Origin of the sequence: Mesorhizobium sp. M7A.F.Ca.CA.003.01.2.1, from assembly GCF_003998945.1 — a bacterium.
In the GTDB taxonomy this organism is placed as follows: Bacteria; Pseudomonadota; Alphaproteobacteria; order Rhizobiales; family Rhizobiaceae; genus Mesorhizobium; species Mesorhizobium ciceri.
Genome location: NZ_RZRA01000925.1, coordinates 1 through 2,204 on the forward strand (window position 1 = coordinate 1; position 2,204 = coordinate 2,204).

At 61.8% G+C, this 2,204-nt stretch carries 3 protein-coding genes; 2 read left to right on the plus strand and 1 reads right to left on the minus strand.

Going from position 1 to position 2,204, the window contains the following annotated elements; all coding sequences use genetic code 11:
- Together EN969_RS27740 and EN969_RS27745 are read left to right on the plus strand one after the other, a co-directional pair.
- On the plus strand, positions 1-544 hold a 544-nt coding region (locus tag EN969_RS27740; RefSeq protein ID WP_164758547.1), incomplete at its 5' end, for a TatD family hydrolase.
- Between the two features lie 3 nt (positions 545-547).
- Positions 548-1,375, plus strand: coding sequence for an MBL fold metallo-hydrolase (locus EN969_RS27745; protein ID WP_013531573.1), 828 nt, complete (start codon positions 548-550; stop codon positions 1,373-1,375).
- A 4-nt stretch (positions 1,376-1,379) separates the two neighbouring features.
- On the opposite strand, the gene EN969_RS27750 is transcribed toward EN969_RS27745, so the two are convergent.
- Positions 1,380-2,024: a GNAT family N-acetyltransferase gene (locus EN969_RS27750; RefSeq protein ID WP_224620913.1), complete on the minus strand. Its 645-nt coding sequence runs from the start codon at positions 2,022-2,024 to the stop codon at positions 1,380-1,382.
- Positions 2,025-2,204: the final 180 nt, after the last annotated feature.

Sequence of the window (2,204 nt, forward strand, 5' to 3'; positions counted from 1 at the left end):
CCCAAAAGTAGTGGCCATCGGCGAGGCCGGTCTCGACTATTTTTACGACAAGGCGCCACGCGATGCACAGGCGCAAGGCTTTCGCAACCACATCGCCGCCGCCCGTGAAACGGGGCTGCCGCTGGTCATCCATTCGCGCGATGCCGATGCCGACATGGCTGATATTCTCGAGGACGAAACAGGGAAGGGCGCCTTCCCCTTCATCCTGCATTGCTTTTCTTCCGGGCGCCGGCTTGCCGAGGTGGGCGTCGCTCTCGGTGGCTACGTGTCGTTCTCGGGCATCCTGACCTTCAAGAATTCAGCTGAGTTGCGTGCCATTGCCGCCGATGTCCCGCATGCCCGATTGCTGGTCGAAACCGATGCGCCCTATCTGGCGCCCGTGCCGTTTCGCGGCAAACGCAACGAGCCCGCCTATGTCGCCCATACCGCCAAAGTGCTGGCCGAAACGATCGGGGTAAGCGAAGCTGAAATCGCCGATCTGACCACAGATAATTTCTTCCGGCTGTTCGGCAAGATGCCGCGGCCTGCAGAGCAAAGTGCCTGAACGATGACTGACCGGCTGCGCCTCACCATTCTCGGCTGCGGCTCGTCCCCAGGTACGCCGCGCATCACCGGCGATTGGGGCAATTGCGACCCCGACAACCCCAGGAACCGGCGCACCCGTGCCGCCGCGCTCGTCGAGCGGATTGCGGCGAACGGCAGCCGAACGACTGTCGTCATCGACACGGGGCCGGATTTTCGGCAGCAGATGCTGCTGGCCGGCGTCAAACGTGTCGATGCGGTCGTCTATACCCACCCGCATGCCGACCATATCCATGGCATCGACGATCTGCGCGGTTTCGTCCTCGATCAGCGCCAGCTCATCGACGTCCATGCCGACAGGGCGACGATGCTTCGGCTGCGGGAAGCGTTCGGATACTGTTTCGAGACGCCGCAAGGCAGTTCCTATCCGCCGATCGTCAGGCCGCATCTCATCGACCACACCAGGCCGGTGGTCGTCGAAGGAGAGGGGGGTACCCTCACCCTCGAGCCGCTGCCGCAGATCCACGGCGACATCGTATCGCTCGGTTTCCGCATTGGCGGTCTCGCCTATTGCCCCGACATCAGCGACTTTCCGGAACCCACCGCCGAACGGCTGGGCGACCTCGACGTGCTGATCATCGACGCGCTGCAGTACCGGACGCATCCAAGTCATCTGTCACTTGGCGAAGCGCTTGAATGGATCCAGCGGCTGGCGCCGATACATGCGGTGCTGACACATATGCACGTGCCGCTCGACTACGTCTCGGTGATGGCCGAGACACCAGCCAATGTCGAACCCGCCTATGACGGCATGGTTATAGAAATCCCTTATGAATCAGCACGATGCGAATAGAGCTTCATGAGGGCTTTCGGCTCCTTGGTGCAAATATCAGCAGCGTTCCGATCCGCTCGTAGCCCATCCGGGGATAAAGCAGCGCCCCGGCATGGGTTGCTGCCAGCACCGAGTACCTTGACCCGCGCGCGCGATCGTCGTGCAACATTTTCGATATCAAAGCCTGACCAATGCCGCGACGCCGGTGCGACGGCTCGACATACATGCTCGAACACCAGGTGGCTCCCACGGCATCCAGGCTGCGAACGCGCCCAACGATGTCGGCGCCGTCGATTGCCACATACTGGCGGAACGGCGCGGTGTCGCCGAGCAAATCGTCTGGGATCGGCTGCCTGCGGATGATCTTTCCCAACTGTGCCGCCCGTTCGGCCGTCTGCACGCGTTCGACCGAAGCAACCGATGGCGGGTTCGGAATCCGGTGCAATCGGTGGACGAAAAAGCCTTCGGTCCGCAGCAGCCGGTAGCCGAGAGCTTTGTAGGCGGTTCGTGTCGGCCCGTCCGGATCGTCGTTCGCGATCACAACGGAAATGGCAAAGCCCGGCCGCGCATGCTGCCGCACGACGGCATCGGTCTCTTGAGCGGCGACGTCATGGACGACCCATTCTTCGCCGCGGTAATCGCGAGGATTCTTGCGTTCGGCATCGCGCATCAGCCACAATGGTCCAACGCGGCTGGCCTCGTAAGGAAAGGTGCGGCTCCTATCAGCGCTGAAGCCATGCACGAACACTTCGATTGCCGCTTCGATCTCGCTGTTTGCCATCTTCATTTCAACAGCCTAGCGTTGGCGATCCGCTCAAGGCAATACGCCACAATCGGCTCAAGCCTATGA